Source organism: Vibrio sp. 10N.247.311.49, assembly GCF_041467655.1.
Taxonomy (GTDB): domain Bacteria; phylum Pseudomonadota; class Gammaproteobacteria; order Enterobacterales; family Vibrionaceae; genus Vibrio; species Vibrio crassostreae_C.
In genome coordinates this window covers 25,851-41,712 of sequence record NZ_JBFSVA010000027.1, presented here as the reverse complement: position 1 = coordinate 41,712, position 15,862 = coordinate 25,851, and the positions used below count along the sequence as shown (strand labels likewise).

Sequence of the window (15,862 nt, the reverse complement as noted above, 5' to 3'; positions counted from 1 at the left end):
CTTTTTGGCGGAATGAATGATGTCTAACTAAGGTCACATTATTCATAACGCGATCGCAAGTATTCCGTGCAAGCCTTATCTATAATAAGCACAATAATAAATCATTAACGTAACGATTAATGTGAATATGCAGTCGACTTCTCTCCTGATACAAGACATTGAGCAAACCCAACGTGAATTGGAAAAGATAGATTTTCATCAACATGAAAGCCTACTGATTCAGGTGTTTTCGTCTTTCGAGAAAGGTTCTGTTTTGGCTGCCTGCCAAGTGATTCAATCGACTTTTCCCAATGCCAAATTGATTGGTTGCAGTGCTAACCACTACATTAGTCAAGGTGTCATCCTGCACCAAGGTCTTTATCTGATTGTTACCCGCTTTGACGCGACGTCTTACTCTTGTGGTGTTGTCGAATATAGCGAACAACCATTGCTCGATAGCCACGCTATGTGGCAACAGCTTGAGTGCAATGATAATACTCAAAGCATCATCTGTTTCGCAGACCGCTTGCAGATAAATAACCGAGATCTATTTTCAGCGTTTGAGCAGTCGATGTATTCATTACCGATCTGTGGCGGTGCATCGACCATCACAGATAATGGGCGATGGGTGATGTTAGACGGCATTTGCTATGAAAATGCCTATGTGATGTTGGCGCTGCACAGTGTTGAGCTCTCCATCGCTAAGGGTTACTACACTGAATGGAATCCGATTGGTCGAACTTTTCGAGTGACAGGTGCTCAAGAGAACCGGTTGTTGGAACTGGATGGGATGCCTGTTCGCGAACTCTACAATCATTACCTCGCTGATGGCCTCGAAGTGCCTTTTGAGCAACTGCATAACTTTCCCTTGATGGTCGGTGACCCGAAAGAGCAAAACATTCACTTACCGCTCAAGGTAACGGAAAGTGGAGAGATAGAATTCAGCGGCCTGTTCCAAGTGGGCGATGAGGTCCGGTTTTGTTATGACCATCCATCACTGACCTTAGAGCAGATACGACTGGGCGTGCAGCAGATCGCCTCTCATAGGCCAGAACAGTTCTTCATTTATAACTGTACATCTCGTATCGACTTTATTGATGGCAACCAAGAGGTTGAGGTTTTCCAAAAATTGGCCGACAGCTATGGCGTTTACTGCATGGGAGAACTTTATCAAGAGAATGGCCAACAGCGAATCTTGCACCATAGCCTCACTTATCTTGCGCTTAGAGAAGGCGAGGGTAAGGCGGTATTGCCATTAGAGACGCAACCCGCGACCAACATATCCCCTCTGTTTTCATTGATCCGAAATGCACTGCTTGATGTCGATGACATGAACAACAGCATGGCGAGTAAGATTCAGCAGCAAGCCACTGCATTGACGGCAAGCTATCGAATTGATCACCGTACAGGTTTACCCAATCGAAGTGTGCTGCGTGAGAAACTGTCGAAGATGAGCAGTGATAGCCACTTACTAGCTTTGAAGGTCACGACCTTTGGTCAGATCAATGAGAAGTATGGTTATCGAGTAGGTGACAAGCTTCTGCATGATTTGAGTGAGTACTTTCAAAAGGCGCTGTGGCAGTTCTTTGATGAGGGCTGTCAGCTCTACAGTATCGGTATTGGTGAGTGGGCGGTGGTGTTTGATAGTTGGGCGAGCCAAGAACATATTCATCAGCGATTCTCGGAATTTGCCGATCAAACCGAGCATGTGAATTTTGAGCCTACCGGTTTACCCGATATTGATTACTTGTCGGTGTCTATCTGTGCGGGTATCGCCAGCCGTCGAGATTTCCCGACTACCTCTATTGATGACTTATTGTTGAAGGCGATTGATGCGAGGCGCAGCGCTGTCAGCCAGAACAAGCACCTAGTGAGCGCCAAGGCACTCATTCAATTGGAGAAGCATCGCCAAGAGCAACTTGGTTGGCTGTCGTGCGTGAGTCGCGCGGTGCTTAATCAGAATATTGTGGCGTGCTCTCAGCCCATAGTTTCAGCACACAGTCATCAGGTAGAGAGCTACGAGTGTTTGGTTCGAATTGAAGAGGACGGTCAGTTAATTGCACCGGGTAAGTTCTTGCCAATCATTGAAGGAACCCATCTCTATACACGCCTCAGTCGTCAGATGATAACGCGCACCTTGGATTTTATGAGTCAGCGAACCGATTCGTTCTCAATTAATTTAGCGCCACAAGATTTCAGCAATGAGAAAACCATTCTTCACCTTGAACAAGCGATCAAGAAAATCAGTCACCCACAGCGTATTGGCTTGGAGGTGTTAGAAACGGAACAAATTCAGGATTACGGTCGCTTGATTGAGGTGTGTAATCACTTCCGCGATCTTGGTGTGAATATTATTGTTGATGACTTTGGTTCGGGTTATTCGAACATTGATGAGATATTGAAGCTAGAACCACAGGTGATCAAGCTTGATGGCAGTTTGATTCGCAATATTGATAAAGATAAAAAGCAGCGCAAGATCGCTCAGCAGTTGGTGAGCTTATGCCAGATTCTGAATGCTAAGACGGTGGCGGAGTTCGTTCATAATGAGCAGGTGTGCCGTATTGCTGAAGACATGGGGGTCGATTACTTGCAAGGGTATTACTTTGGTCAACCTCAGCGTTTGTTTTGATGGAGCGAGCGTTTCACGTGAAACACTGGTTGGCTCAATAACGAAAATACGATGTAAAAAGGGTGAGCTTATGGCTCCCCCTTTTTGTTTTTAGTGTCTGTCTCGTCCCGAAATGTGTTTTTACCTTCCCGCGCGCCTGCTTGGTCTATTTGAGGGCGTGGCCACACTTGTCGGCGTGGAACACTTTTAGATAATGCTGGTAGTAGTCATCAATGAGCTTGGCAGATTCACTTTCACCTAAAGATTTGAGTAACTCAATACCCACTTCACAAGTACACAAGTGGCCACTGTCTTGGTTGCGGCGCAAGGTGTATGAAGATTCGCTGGTAATATCGAGGTGAACTTGCGGAACGGCTTGTAACCACGAGCTCTTGTTAAGCATCTTCTTCGCTTCTTGCCATGTGCCATCCAAGATGATGAATAGCGGCTTACGGCTCTGGGCTTGGGTCATTACAGCTTGCTGGCACTCGACACTTTGATCACTTGGGAATAAAAGAAACGGTTGTCGTGTTTCATCGTCAAGCAGTGCGATGAGCTCCGCTGGTGGTGTTTTCCTTTGCCATACAATGGACTGACACTGATCAAGGGATTGCTGAAGCAGCTTCCCTGTATTGGTATCGCGTGACAGTTCATTCTCATGAGTGAGCAGTACAAGATCGATTTGGCTTGCGACACTAGGTATCAGGTGACAAATACATTGGTGAGTGAAGCTACAACCATGGCAAGCTTGTTGGTTACTCATGTTTACAACTTAACTCCACTTTGTGCGGGTGAGATACCATCAGCAAACAAAACCACGTCGCTGATATCAGCATCATCTGCAACTGGAGCGACACTTGGGTTTAGCGGGTAGCTGACACCAGAGTATGAAAGTGTGTGTTTCGCCGGTGTTGCACCGCCGCCACTGACATTGAAGATCAGATCCTGCCAGCCGTGGTTTTGCGATTTACCTAAGCGTATGTCGCCCTTAACCAGTGTCACTCGGCTATTGAAGCGCCAGTTATCTTGATGGTTTTCGAAAATTAGCAGTGTACAGCCACCAGAACCACACCAATCGAGTTGGGCGAACAGCTCTTCTTTACCGTCGCCGTTGAGGTCGTAGGTTAACCAGCGGTATTTAGTGTCGTCAGGTGAGCTGTTGTTGATCTTAAAGTATTCGCGGATCGCTTGGTCGACTTTTGGATCAAGTTGATCGCTGGAGTTCACCTGCTTTGCGGTTAGATCAACGTTAGTGGTGGTGTTTACTTGTGCTTGCGCACTCTTAGCTTCGAATAGCACCAGACCGCCATTGGCAATCGGATACACCACGTTGCCCACTTTCTCTTTTTCAGCGATTAGCTTGCCATTCTCGAGTGTGAAGATGCGCTCGGAGATCAAATATTGTTGCTGGTGGCGAGTCATAACCACTTGTACCTGATTTTGGTTCAGTTGCTGCCAGAAGCCTTGTTCAACAATAGAAGGGTCTCCATTGCTGTATGAATAAGTCGTGATAGCACTGTGGTCATTGTTGAGTTCAAGGTTGATAGAGAACCCTGAGTTTTGCGTTGAGCTAGCGAAGTAGAGTCCGCTCCAGTCCAGCGTTGGATCTTGGTTAGAGACCGTCGCACAGCCATTGTAGTTACTGTCATTGAGGTTAAGCTTGGCATGCCATCCATAGATAGAATCGCTCATGCCGTCGCTACAGCTCTCTTTCGTAAGGTTGAGTTTGCCTTGTGCAGCTTTACCTTCTAATTGGTAGTCACGGCTGCTCGATGTGGTGCGGCTTGATTCAATATCGAGGGTCTGTGGCTGTTCGCCCATCTTGGTGTATTTCAGCTGGTCTTTATCGAAGGTTGCTGACCAGAAGGGTTCATTACCAAATACTCGTGTTGAGCGCAGCGGTTGGACGCAGCGATCTGGGTTCTCTGCGGTTAGGATGTTCACTTGGTCAACCACGAAACGCGCTGTGAAATCTGCGTTATAACCCGTTTGGCTCGGCACGGTTAGGTGACCAATCAGCTCGCCATATAAGGCTTGGTAAGGTCTCGTTGAGAGCCCTTGTGCTTCTAACGCTAACTCTGGAGATAAGTCTAACCAGTATTGTTGTTGGCTACCGCAAGGAGTGAAGGTTCGGCTTTCATGGCCAACCACCACCTGACCACGCATGATGAAGGTTTGCGGTTGAATGCTCAGTGGCTCATCCAAGTTTGCTGGGGGCTGTTCAGGTTGTTGCGGCGTATCAGGTGCCGTAACACAGCCTTGTAGAGCGAACGCGACTAGCCATGTCACTGGGTTTTTCATTACCTTCATGTTATATCTTCCTCGGAGCAACCGTTAATTGGATTTATTATGGCATATTGGTTATTTAAAACAGAACCCGACACCTTCTCTATTCAGACTCTTAGAGTACAAAAAACCTCTTGTTGGGAGGGTGTACGCAACTATCAGGCTCGAAACATGATGCGTGATGACGTCAAGCTTGGCGATCTGGTGATGATATACCACTCATCATGTAAAAAAGTTGGCGTAGCGGGGATCGCTAAAGTAACCAGAGAAGCCTACCCAGACCACTTTCAGTTCGACCCTGAGAGTGATTACTACGATCCTAAGTCTTCACCCGATAACCCACGCTGGATCATGGTGGATGTCGAGTTTGTGCGAGTGACTGAGCGCTTGATTCCTTTGGTTACGCTTAAAGCCATGCCTGAACTCTCCGAAATGCCCTTGGTGAAACGCGGTAATCGCTTATCGATCATGCCGGTTACCGAACAAGAGTGGCAGGCAATCTTAAGCAAAGAAGTGTTAGGTTCTCGATAGCGTTAGAGAGAGCTTTTTACGTAAGGTTCAAAAAAGGCAGCCAGTTGGCTGCCTTTTTATTTATTCAGATCTGTTCAACGAGCGAGATTAGAGCAGATGCTTTTCTAGGTAGTGAGCAACGGCATCGTCTGCGTTACTGCCAATCACTTCATTGTCAGGTAGTGCTTTCATCACTTTCTCATGTGATGTACCCATGATTAGACCTTTACCCGCCATAGCCAGCATTTCAGCGTCGTTCATGCCATCACCAAAGGCAACACAGTTATCCAGAGTCAGGTTTAGTGATTTTGCAACAGCGTCTAGAGCGTGGCCTTTAGAGACTTCAGCTGCCATCACTTCCAGACACCAAGGTGTAGAGAAGGCGATGTTCAGTTTGTCGCCAAAAGCATCTCTTAGCTTTTGTTCAAACGTGACGAGATATTCGTGGTCTTGTTCTGGATGTGTGAAGAAGACTTTCGCGATGCCTTCGCTTGGTGCGTTTTCAGCTTCAAAGCGCTTGTAGCTAAAGCCAGACTCACTGTGGAATTTAGCCAACATTTCATCTTCACGGTCTAGTAACCAATCTTCATTCTGGTACATGTGAATAAAGAGGTTTGGATCTTGGCGCACAATATCAATAACTGGCTGAACGAGTTCCTGAGGTACGTTCTGGCTATACATCAGTTGATCGTTTTGGTCATGCACGCGTGCACCGTTTGAAGTGATCATGTACGCCGGAATACCTGCTATCTGACGAATACCCGCCACATCGACGTGGTGACGACCCGTAGCGAAGATGAAGGTATAACCTTGGTCGTGTAATTTCTTAAGCGTTAGCTTGGTAAAGTCGCTTAGCTGATGGTTGGGAGCCAAAAGCGTACCATCTAAATCAGAAGCAACAATTTTCACGGAATCTTTTAGTGCAGGAATACTCATTTAACCCTCATTGCAAAATGCTTAACCAATATTGACGCTAGCCAGCGCTAGAATCATTTTAACTACAATATCTCTAGGTAGAAATTGTATGCCAAATTCATGCAAGAAAAGAGGGCAAAGCTCACTTACTTCTCTTCCTCTTTAGCGCTTATTTTCTTGGTAGGTTGCTTAGCCTATTAGCTCTAGGCGAAAAACTGATTGATCGCATCCAGTGTTTGATTGCGATATTCATCCTGCTCAAACAACACCTCATGCCTAGAACCCTCAATCAACTTAAACTGACAATCAGAGTTGGTTTTCTTCAGCTTAGAGATGAACTTTACTTGAGCACTGTTACTGACAATCTTTTCATCCCCAGCTTGAATCAATAGCAGAGGGATCTTGATTTGACGAGTTTGTTGAATTGCTTGCTTGGCGGCCATTAACCCTTGCCACACCCAACGCGTGCTTGGTCCACCCACCTGCAAAGATGGAGACTCGTCATATAAGCGGCGGAACCACTGATAGCGAACCTTACTGTGGCTCAGTAAGTTGTTTTCAAAAGGCTTCGAATAATATGCTTGCTGGCCCGGCGCGTAAGTTGGCTTGGCATAAAAAGCGGTAAGCACTTGTCCAACGATCATCGCGATAGGTTTCAGGTACCACTCGGTATTGATACCAAACATCGGAGCGCACAGAGTCACCTTATCAAACGGGTGGTCTGGATGGGTTTGTAGGTAGCGAGTGGCTATGGTGCTGCCCATTGAGTGTGCGAGCAGGTAGCGATTGGAATACTTACTGAGATCAAAACTGGCAATGACGTCAGACATGTCAGATTCATAATCATCAAACTCATGAATGTGACCAATGTCAGAGTCTGTTACCATACGTTCAGACTGGCCTTGACCTTGGTGGTCAAATGAATAAACGTCATAGCCTTGTTGATAAAAATCATAAAAGATTTCTTGGTATTTTTGGCAGCATTCGATACGGCCATTTGAAATCACAATAGCTTTGCTGTGCTTTTCTGAGGTGAGGCTGCACCAGTACAGTTTCTTTTTACCAGACGATGTTAAAAACCCCTCTTTTCTTTGTTGCCAAAGAGCGTTGATCGGGTGTTTAATCGCATGATCGAACTGAGGTTCTTGAGTGTAAGGGAAGGTGGCTTCGCTGTGGTTTTCCATGGGAAATTACCTGAACTGATGCGTGTGAGAGCTTTATTGCTACTAATGTTGTTAGATTAAAGAACTAGTAAGGAAATGCAAATGGATACTCATGTTTGGCTTGCTTATGTTGTCACAGCGATTTTGTTTAGCTTGGCTCCGGGCTCGGGTACCGTTAACTCAATCAGTAATGGGCTTAGCTATGGCACTAAAAAGTCACTCGCATCAATTGTTGGCTTACAGCTTGGTCTTGCGTTTCACATTATGCTGGTGGGCGCGGGTATCGGTGCACTCGTTGCTAAGTCTGCGTTGGCGTTCACCATCATTAAGTGGGTCGGCGTGGTGTACTTACTTTGGTTAGGTATTCAAAAGTGGCGTGATAGCTCGAGCCTAGTAGCATCTGAAGAAAGCTCTACTCTGTCGAGTGGCAAACTGCTGAGAAACGCTGTGCTTATCAACCTAACTAACCCGAAATCAATCGTGTTTTTGGTGGCTTTGTTTCCTCAGTTTATTGACCCTACACAACCTCAAGCACCTCAGTTATTAGTGCTAGGTGTGACGACAGTATTCATTGATAGCGTTGTTATGTTGGGTTACACCTCATTAGCGTCACAAATGGGACGTTTTATTCGCTCTGATCGCATAATGGGTAAGATAAATAAAATATTTGGTGGTATGTTCATGGGCTGCGGTGCTTTGCTAGCTGCCGCGAAAGCTTAGATTAAGCGACTGAGTTATAGTTAAACCAATCAGAGTTATCAAGAAATGACCGCTACATACGTTGCTCGACAACCTATCTTAAATCGCAAGAGGAATACACTCGGCTATGAGTTGTTATTTCGCGATGGAGAAAAGAATGCGTACCCAGCGCATATTGAGTCTAATCGAGCAACGTATCGTCTGATTGTTGAGAACTTCTTGTCTGTTGGTCTTAACCCTTCTATTCCATCTTCACGCTGCTTTATCAACTTCCCTTATCAAAGTTTGATTCGTCGACTGCCCTTAAGTTTGCCGAAAGATAAGGTGGTGGTAGAGATTCTGGAAACCTGTAAACCAACAGATGAATTGTTGGAAGCGGTTAAAGACCTTTACCAAGCGGGTTACATGATTGCCCTAGATGATTTTACTTCGACCCCAGAATGGGAACGTTTCCTTAAATACACGCATATCGTAAAGCTCGATATTATGCAGATGGGTTTGGATGAAGCGTGTGATTTGGTTAGGGCGCATCAAGGGAAAAAGTTTAGCTTTTTGGCGGAGCGCGTTGAGACCGAACAAGAATTCCAGCAAGCCAAAGAGGCTGGCTTTAAGTTTTTCCAAGGTTACTTTTTCAATAAACCGGAAATCATCAAGAGTAAATACATTAGCCCTGAGCAAGTGATTGCTATGGAGCTGTTTCAAGAAGTGTGTAAGCCCGATGTGGACTTTCAACGGGTGGAGAGCATTGTCGCGAAAGATGTGGCGCTCTCATATAAGCTGCTGCGTTTTGTGAATACTATGTCGCCGCGCCTTGAAGTTACCATCTCTTCTTTTCGTCAGGCTTTGGTATATCTAGGTCAAGAGAAACTGAAAATGTTTGTCTCGTTAGCCGTCGCCTCTTATGTGTCCGATAAAAAGCCTAAAGAGCTGTATGGATTGTCTCTACAGCGTGCTCAGTTTTGTCAGCGTATGTCTCGCTATCAGGCATTTGAAGGGTATAGAGAACAGGCCTTTATGATTGGCTTATTCTCCTTGTTGGATGCTCTGTTGGACTTGTCGTTAGATAACTTAGTCGAGCAGTTGCCGCTGTGTAAAAGTATCAAGGTTGCTCTATTACGTAGAGAAGGGCCATATGGTACCTTGCTCGCACTTGAAGAGAGCTTTGAGCATGCCGATTGGCAACAGATTGATGAGCACTGCGCCGATTTAGGATTAAGCGTGGATCAGGTTAAAACGGAGCTTACTGAAGCGCGCCGTTGGAGCCATACCGTGACCAACAAGCTCTGATATTTCTTCGTTAAACTTTTATGACAATTGAAACGCACGCCTTGACGTGCGTTTTTTTATATCTAAGATATGTGCATATCCATATATGAGTATGTTTTTATGCTTCCTCACCAATTTTTTAAATTACTGTCCGATGAAACGCGAGTGCGTTGCTTAATGTTGATAGTTCGCAATGAGTGCTTATCGGTTGGTGAGTTGACTCAGGCATTGCAAGAAAGTCAGCCAAAGGTTTCACGCCATCTTGCGCAGCTGCGTTCAAACGGTGTTTTGACTGATGTTCGCCAGGGGCAGTGGGTGTTTTACCGCCTGTCACAAGATTTACCAGGTTGGATGCTAAAGTTAATTGACGACCTTATTGCATCGAACTGTTTGAAAACTGAATACCAGCAAGATATTGAGCGCTTAGAGTCGATGAACTCACGCCCAGTATGTTGCGTTTAAATACATTAAAACTTAATGCCGAAATAGTTGGAGTTGCAGCTAGGCGACAAGTGAACTTATCCCTATGAGCATAGTGGCTCTATGTAATTAGGGCGGCCGGCGCTCCGGTAAGTGAACGTAGTCAACAACGCTGCGGCTTCAAATATGAAGGCAATTAACTGAGAGAACAGAAAATGACAGTCAAAGTAGGTATTAATGGTTTTGGTCGTATCGGCCGTCTAGCACTTCGCGCAGCATTCGATTGGGATGAGCTAGAATTTGTTCAAATTAACGATGTTGCTGGCGACACAACAACACTGGCCCACCTTCTAGAATTTGATTCAGTTCAAGGTCGCTTTCACCACGAAGTAACTGCAGAAGGCGATGAGATGATCATTAATGGCCAGCGCATCAAGACCACACAAGAGCGCGACATCGATGCGATCGACTGGTCTGGTTGTGATGTGGTTATCGAAGCGACAGGTGTTCACCGTAAGACCTCTTTCCTAAACAAATACCTAGAGCAGGGCGTGAAACGTGTTGTGGTATCGGCGCCAGTGAAAGAAGAAGGCATCGCAAACATCGTTGTTGGTGTGAATGACAATATCTTCGACCCTGCGGTACACAAAATCGTAACGGCAGCGTCTTGTACAACCAACTGTATCGCGCCAGTGGTTAAGGTGATCAACGAGAAGCTTGGTATCGAGAACGCAGCGTTCACCACTATTCACGATCTAACTAACACGCAAACTATTCTTGATGCGCCCCATAAAGACTTACGCCGTGCACGTGCATGTGGCATGAGCCTTATCCCAACAACAACGGGTAGCGCTAAGGCGATTGTTGAGATCTTCCCAGAGCTTGAAAACCGCATCAACGGCCACGCAGTTCGTGTACCACTAGCGAATGCTTCTCTGACAGACATCATCTTCGAAGTGAAGCAAGACACCACGGTAGAAGAAGTTAACGCGATGCTGAAAGAAGCGTCTGAGAACGAACTGAAAGGTATCCTTGGCTTTGAAGAGCGTCCACTGGTTTCTATCGATTACAAAGGCGATCAACGCTCCACAATCGTGGATGCACTATCAACGATGTTGGTAGGTAAGCGCATGGTTAAGATCTACGCTTGGTACGACAATGAGATGGGTTACGCAACACGTACCGCTGAGCTTGTTCGTACCGTTGGCCTTGCTTAATAAGAATCTGGAGAAGATATAATGATACACCCAACATGGCAACTAGATTTAGACACTGGTGCGTTAGTGCTTACTCCGTGCCCAGGCACAAAAGAAGCAACGCTTGATGCATCACTGGCTCAGCTAAAAGAGCAAGGCGTTGAAGCTATCGTGACAGCACTTGATGACCATGAGCTTGCAAGCAAAGACGTGGCGGCACTTGGCGAAAAAACACGTGCGCTAGGCATGCAATGGTTCCAGATCGAAATTGAAGACGACTGTGCACCGGGTGCTGATTTTGCTGCGAAATGGCAAGCGGCTAGCCCTGCGTTGCATCAAGTGGTTGATAACGGCGGCAAGGTAGCAATGCACTGTATGGGCGGTTCTGGCCGTACTGGCTTGCTGTCTGCACACCTGCTGTTAGAGAAGAGCTGGGACATGAGCAAGATTGTTCAAGAGGTGCAGGCACTGCGTCCAGGTGCCTTCACTAAACCTATCCAGGTTGAATACATTAATGGCGTAGCGAATAGCTAATAGTCATCAGTGTTAGACAGGGAGCTTTTGGTCTCTGGAGTGTTGAACTTATCATGATCCAAAAGCTCTTTTTGTTTAGATTGCAGAGATAGCGTTATGTTTTCAAATCTAAGTAAGAGCGTTCGCCAATACATGTTGGTGACTTTTAACTACTGGAACTTCACCATTACTGATGGTGCACTTCGCATGTTGGTGGTTCTGTATTTTTACGACCTTGGCTACAGTTCGTTAGAAATCGCCTCACTGTTCCTTTTCTATGAATTCTTTGGTGTGGTGACTAACCTAATCGGTGGCTGGTTAGGGGCGCGTCTTGGCCTCAATAAGACCATGAACATTGGGTTAGGCATGCAAGTCGTCGCCTTGGGTATGCTCGCGGTGCCAACGGCAATGCTGACCATTCCTTGGGTCATGGCGGCGCAAGCCTTGTCTGGTATCGCTAAAGACCTCAATAAGATGAGTGCCAAGAGCTCAATTAAGACTCTGGTTCCTGATGAACAACAAGGCGCGCTTTATAAGTGGATTGCGATTCTGACCGGATCTAAGAATGCGCTTAAAGGGGCAGGCTTCTTTATTGGTGGTTTACTGCTTTCAACGATTGGCTTCCAATACGCCGTGCTCGCGATGGCAGCCGTGTTGGCATTGGTCTTCGTTGGCAGTGTGTTGAGCTTAGAAGCGGACATGGGCAAAGCGAAAACCAAGCCTAAGTTCAAACAGATCTTCTCTAAGTCTGAATCCATCAACATCCTATCCGCAGCACGTATGTTCCTGTTTGGCGCTCGTGATGTGTGGTTTGTGATTGCTTTGCCGATTTACCTAGGCAGTGTGTTTGGTTGGGATCACTCATGGGTTGGCGGTTTCTTAGCTGCTTGGACTATCGCTTATGGCTTTGTACAGGGCATAGCGCCGAAGATTACTGGTAAAGCTCAAGGTAAGGTGCCAGATGGCCATGCCGCGCTGTTATGGGCTGGTGCGCTGGCTATAGTGACCGCTGCTATCGCTTATGCGGTACAGATTGGCTGGCAACCCGAGTTAGTTATTATCGGTGGCTTGATGGTGTTTGGTGTCATCTTTGCGGTGAACTCATCACTTCACTCATATTTGATTGTGAGTTATGCGAAAGGCGATGGCGTTTCTCTTGATGTCGGTTTCTACTACATGGCAAACGCGATGGGCCGTTTGATTGGCACGATATTGTCGGGCTTGGTATTCCAAATGGCAGGTTTGTCTGCGTGTCTGTGGGTTTCCTTCGCATTCTTGGCGATAACGACGGTGATCTCTCTGCGTTTACCGAAAGTGCCGCAAATTTCAGCGGCATAAGCTTCAGCCACATGAGCCTCATTTGTGAGAGCTCAAGTCGCAGAAGCTAGAGTCGTATGAGCTAAATTCGCGATAAGTATCTCCTTTAACACTAAGCTGACTTGGTATTTATTCCGGTCAGCTTTTTTATTGCTATAGTAGAATGATTGAATATTAATCAGGCATTTACATGAAGCAGCGAATTCTCTTTTTTGATTTAGCACGATGTGTCGCGGCCGTAGCGGTTATCGCGATTCATGTTTTGGCGCCTTATCGCAATGAGTTGGGCACTATTCCTTTCGGTGAATGGCTTACTGCCATTACGGTAAACGGTTTCAGCCGCTGGGCAGTACCTGTGTTCATTTTGATTACTGGCGCACTGATGCTCAGTGATCAGCGCCCGTTTGACGCCAAATACTACCTCAAGCGTCGTTTGGGCAAGGTACTGATACCTTTCATTGTCTGGTCGCTTTTCTATACCTATCTGTCGGGCTGGTCGGCAATGGGCTTTGATGCCGACGTCAGTTGGGACGTGTTGCTTAATAGCTACCATCATTACACCTATTACCACCTTGGTTTCTTCTATTACTTCATCCCACTCTATTTTGTGATTCCGTTCTTGCAGATCATGGTTAGAAAGTACGGTGATAGATCGGTCTATGCCTTTACGGCGGTATGGTTGTTCACAACATTGCTGTTCTTACTGAAAATCGATGGCCCTTGGAGTCACGAATTGTGGTTGTACACCGGTTACTTACCATTGGGTTACTTGCTGTATAAGATTGTGCCACTTAACAAGATGACCGTTGGCGTGAGTGTGTTACTGGGTGGGCTAGCGTTACTAACCACGGTTTACATGGTGGTTGATGCAAGCTTGGTAGCAGAAGAGTACACGGTAGGGCGCTGGCTATCTTACAAAACGTTGAATACCGTATTAGCCGCGAGCATGGTGTTCATGGTATGCCGTTACTATGGTGAAGGCCTGTCTGAGAAGAGTAACCAAGTGGTTGGCTTTATCAGTAAGCACAGCTTAGGTATTTACCTGCTGCACCCGATTTTCTTGTGGCCGATGAAAGAGTTTGGTTGGTACCAAGGACATCCGGCATGGGTTATTCCATTATGGATTGTGATCAGCGGAGCTGGCGCATTATGGATGAGCTGGTTGGTGTCTAAGTCAGAGAAAACGCGTTGGTTATTGCCTTAGCGGTGATTGCTAAGGCTTTCTGATGGATTGCTTAGGGACGACAGTTGAAGCGGTTGACGTTTAGCGCTTCAACGCAAAGTGTAAGAACTTATCGCCTTGGTAGGTTAAGGTTCCTTTGTCGCCAGGGTTAAGGGCGTGGAAATAGTGGATGCCGACTTGGAATTCTCGCTTCGGACCAACCACACCACGTTGAACGTAAATCCAGTACTCTTGATCTTCTTGGCCCGGTTCTGCGTCAGGAAGGTCGATCGATTGTTTGTCTAACACCGTGACATTCACTTTCTTCTCTGGCGCATTTTCACCTTGCGAGTGTTTTCGATAGAAACCAATAAATACCCAAGCCGCTAGAGCAGCGAGAGCAAAGATGGCAAAAAAGAGTGAATTAGGCATATAACCTCCATGTAGTCGTGATGGTTATTCTAGTCTTTCAGGCAATAGGGATATGTGTTTAAAGCCGTTATTCGTGAACTGTTGTAAGCCAAGCTGATTATTTTTCGGCAGACATCACATTTAATGGTCAGTTTGGGATAAAGCATTGTTATTTATTGTCTCTTTCTCTCGTAAATAACAGTGATTTTGTATAAGAATAGGGAAATGCTCGACTAGAATTATAGTGTGGAGTGGGAGGGCTAAGATGACCGATATTGAAAAAGTGGTGACAAGAACTCGCAATATAGAGAAATTATTGAGGCTTCAATATCATGCCGAAGGCGAAGGATTGCATGAGCTTGTAACAAGCTGTGAAGAAAGGCTACCGCACGATATGGTGAGCAAGCTGCGCTATATCGCAACGTGTCGTAATAAGGTAGTCAATGAACATGAGGCTAAGTTGGAAGACCAACATAAGTTCATCATGATGTGTAACGACTGTGAGAAGGAGCTGACTCCACGTAGTGGTCGTTTTATCTGGCGAGTTGCGATCTTACTGATGATGGCAATGACTTTAGCTGCCGCAGGTTTCTATTATGCGAACTGGGATGTGCTAACACTGCATCTGTTTTCGAAGTGAAAAAATTGAACAAAAAAAGGGACGCTCATGGCGTCCCTTTTTTTATCTGTAACTTGCTTAGTACATCATCGGTAGTGTCATTAGACCTACAACTACCGCGATCATTACAAGTCCTTGTCTTTGCGAAGATGAAATCATAACACTACTCCTAAATTTGGTTGTCTCTCGCTATGTTTTAAAGAATAGCACTACTTATGGCCTTAGATCAAGAATTACTTTCGAAAGCTTTAAAAGTAGTAGAAAACTATGAGTTTTTGGCTTGTTTGGCAGTGTTTAACTGTGTTTTATGGTGTGTTCTTAATTTGTTCGTTGTGATTTATGTTTGTTCTAATTTGATTTAACTTGTTGTTTTGTAATGGTTGTTTTGTGTAATTTATATTGTTAAAGGTTGTTAAACTGTATTAATAGAGGTTGGTGGTGGCTAGGTTGGTTTTGGTTGGTTTTTTAAGTTTTCGGCTTGGTTTTTGTGGCGATTTTTACCGGAGGCTTGAAATAACCTGACAAAACTGGGCGTTAAAAAAGAAAACTGGCTACTTTACAAGTCTAGGCTTGGTTGGCGTTTTTATTTTCCTATTAATCTTGAGTTTGTTTATTTAAGTTATTGTTATTATTTACTTTAAATGTGGTTATTTTAATTTTTTAAGTGTGGTATTTTACGGAATTAGGCCGGTTTTGGTGGGGTCGATAGGTTAGAATTGGCCAAAATTCAAGTATGGCGACTCTAATGCCAGTTTGAATGGGTTTTATGATGATTCGTTCTAGTTTTAAACGAATGGC

Annotated in this window: 15 protein-coding genes; 10 read left to right on the top strand and 5 right to left on the bottom strand. The window is 45.5% G+C overall.

The genetic code is table 11. The features are described from left to right. The first annotated feature begins 127 nt into the window (after positions 1-127). Entirely contained in the window at positions 128-2,608 is a 2,481-nt protein-coding gene (locus tag AB6E54_RS19780; RefSeq protein WP_102332795.1) for an EAL domain-containing protein, read from the top strand. A gap of 145 nt (positions 2,609-2,753) precedes the next feature. On the opposite strand, the gene AB6E54_RS19775 is transcribed toward AB6E54_RS19780, so the two are convergent. Both AB6E54_RS19775 and AB6E54_RS19770 read right to left on the bottom strand, forming a co-directional pair. Then, entirely contained in the window at positions 2,754-3,350 is a 597-nt protein-coding gene (locus tag AB6E54_RS19775) for a tRNA-uridine aminocarboxypropyltransferase (RefSeq protein WP_017061019.1), read from the bottom strand. A gap of 2 nt (positions 3,351-3,352) precedes the next feature. Continuing rightward, the gene (locus AB6E54_RS19770) at positions 3,353-4,897 is read right to left on the bottom strand and encodes a COG3650 family protein (protein ID WP_102332796.1); all 1,545 of its coding nucleotides are present in this window, start codon (positions 4,895-4,897) and stop codon (positions 3,353-3,355) included. Positions 4,898-4,936: 39 nt separating this feature from the next. Here AB6E54_RS19770 and AB6E54_RS19765 point away from each other — a divergent pair, with 39 nt between their 5' ends. Then, positions 4,937-5,404 (top strand): EVE domain-containing protein, encoded by a 468-nt coding sequence (locus AB6E54_RS19765; protein WP_017061021.1) that lies wholly within the window; start codon positions 4,937-4,939, stop codon positions 5,402-5,404. A gap of 87 nt (positions 5,405-5,491) precedes the next feature. On the opposite strand, the gene AB6E54_RS19760 is transcribed toward AB6E54_RS19765, so the two are convergent. Next, positions 5,492-6,319: a Cof-type HAD-IIB family hydrolase gene (locus tag AB6E54_RS19760; protein ID WP_017061022.1), complete on the bottom strand. Its 828-nt coding sequence runs from the start codon at positions 6,317-6,319 to the stop codon at positions 5,492-5,494. Between the two features lie 182 nt (positions 6,320-6,501). Beyond that, the gene (locus AB6E54_RS19755; RefSeq protein WP_017061023.1) at positions 6,502-7,482 is read right to left on the bottom strand and encodes an alpha/beta fold hydrolase; all 981 of its coding nucleotides are present in this window, start codon (positions 7,480-7,482) and stop codon (positions 6,502-6,504) included. A gap of 81 nt (positions 7,483-7,563) precedes the next feature. Here AB6E54_RS19755 and rhtB point away from each other — a divergent pair, with 81 nt between their 5' ends. The 7 genes from rhtB (at position 7,564) to AB6E54_RS19720 (ending at position 14,076) form a co-directional block, all read left to right on the top strand. After that, positions 7,564-8,181, top strand: a complete 618-nt coding sequence (gene rhtB, locus AB6E54_RS19750; RefSeq protein ID WP_017061024.1) for a homoserine/homoserine lactone efflux protein — start codon at positions 7,564-7,566, stop codon at positions 8,179-8,181. A gap of 45 nt (positions 8,182-8,226) precedes the next feature. Further along, on the top strand, positions 8,227-9,447 hold the full coding sequence (locus tag AB6E54_RS19745; RefSeq protein WP_017061025.1) for an EAL and HDOD domain-containing protein: 1,221 nt from the start codon (positions 8,227-8,229) through the stop codon (positions 9,445-9,447). 99 nt (positions 9,448-9,546) lie between these two features. Continuing rightward, positions 9,547-9,888, top strand: coding sequence for a metalloregulator ArsR/SmtB family transcription factor (locus AB6E54_RS19740; RefSeq protein ID WP_017061026.1), 342 nt, complete (start codon positions 9,547-9,549; stop codon positions 9,886-9,888). 173 nt (positions 9,889-10,061) lie between these two features. Next, positions 10,062-11,063 carry an ArsJ-associated glyceraldehyde-3-phosphate dehydrogenase gene (locus AB6E54_RS19735; protein ID WP_102332797.1) on the top strand — a complete coding sequence of 334 codons (1,002 nt, stop codon included), beginning with the start codon at positions 10,062-10,064 and terminating at the stop codon, positions 11,061-11,063. A 21-nt stretch (positions 11,064-11,084) separates the two neighbouring features. Then, positions 11,085-11,576, top strand: a complete 492-nt coding sequence (locus AB6E54_RS19730) for a cyclin-dependent kinase inhibitor 3 family protein (protein ID WP_102332798.1) — start codon at positions 11,085-11,087, stop codon at positions 11,574-11,576. A gap of 96 nt (positions 11,577-11,672) precedes the next feature. Further along, positions 11,673-12,893 carry an organoarsenical effux MFS transporter ArsJ gene (gene arsJ, locus AB6E54_RS19725; RefSeq protein WP_029235838.1) on the top strand — a complete coding sequence of 407 codons (1,221 nt, stop codon included), beginning with the start codon at positions 11,673-11,675 and terminating at the stop codon, positions 12,891-12,893. Positions 12,894-13,062: 169 nt separating this feature from the next. Next, entirely contained in the window at positions 13,063-14,076 is a 1,014-nt protein-coding gene (locus tag AB6E54_RS19720) for an acyltransferase (RefSeq protein WP_017061031.1), read from the top strand. Positions 14,077-14,136: 60 nt separating this feature from the next. Here AB6E54_RS19720 and AB6E54_RS19715 read toward each other — a convergent pair whose 3' ends face one another. Beyond that, positions 14,137-14,466, bottom strand: coding sequence for a DUF2500 domain-containing protein (locus tag AB6E54_RS19715; protein ID WP_017061032.1), 330 nt, complete (start codon positions 14,464-14,466; stop codon positions 14,137-14,139). A 244-nt stretch (positions 14,467-14,710) separates the two neighbouring features. Here AB6E54_RS19715 and AB6E54_RS19710 point away from each other — a divergent pair, with 244 nt between their 5' ends. Continuing rightward, positions 14,711-15,085 carry a hypothetical protein gene (locus AB6E54_RS19710; protein WP_004736595.1) on the top strand — a complete coding sequence of 125 codons (375 nt, stop codon included), beginning with the start codon at positions 14,711-14,713 and terminating at the stop codon, positions 15,083-15,085. Positions 15,086-15,862: the final 777 nt, after the last annotated feature.